The following is a 508-nucleotide window of genomic DNA, read 5'->3' as shown; positions in this document are numbered from 1 at the left end:
CATCGCATTCTGGAGTGCCCTGTCGGTTGGTTCATGGAAGCTGATGGCAAGGCATTTGATCATGAAGTGTTCCACGATTACGTGGTGGCTCATGGTTATGGCGAACCTTCCAGCGAAGCCTATGAGCTGGCGGAGCGGTGGTTCTGGCAGGGCAACGATTATGCGTTGATAGCTGCGGAAATAGTTGCTCGTGATCTTTGTGTTCGTGATGACGAAGATGAGGACTGATCCTATGGATGCTGTAGCGCATATAGCAGCAGATAACCTTGTACCGGCATGTGGAGGTGCAGAGAAGCCGTTTACCGTTAGTGGTAGACAGTGGCTTTACTGCTCTCACCCAGCCAGTGGGAGGCACTGCTACTTAGACCTCGATAATGACCGTCCAGTCTGGCATCGAGGATTTCATCCTGCTTTTCATCCTGAGCTTGAGTTCGCTGATGAAGCTGAGTTGCTTCGACCAGTTGAGCGAAAGCCTGACCATGAAGAGCTGGAGGATTTTTACTTTTAA

At 50.6% G+C, this 508-nt stretch carries 1 protein-coding gene and 1 pseudogene; one reads left to right on the top strand and one right to left on the bottom strand.

The window, feature by feature from the left end; all coding sequences use genetic code 11:
• Positions 1-228, top strand: a pseudogene (locus tag R8N49_RS30695) (hypothetical protein); the annotation flags it as partial.
• A 77-nt stretch (positions 229-305) separates the two neighbouring features.
• On the opposite strand, the gene R8N49_RS30690 reads toward R8N49_RS30695, so the two are convergent.
• Positions 306-508, bottom strand: a 203-nt coding sequence (locus R8N49_RS30690; RefSeq protein WP_318190896.1) for a hypothetical protein, incomplete at its 5' end; no start/stop codon positions are given.

The sequence above is a fragment of the Vibrio sp. 1978 genome (assembly GCF_033344345.1).
This window is presented reverse-complemented; position numbering and strand designations above follow the sequence as displayed.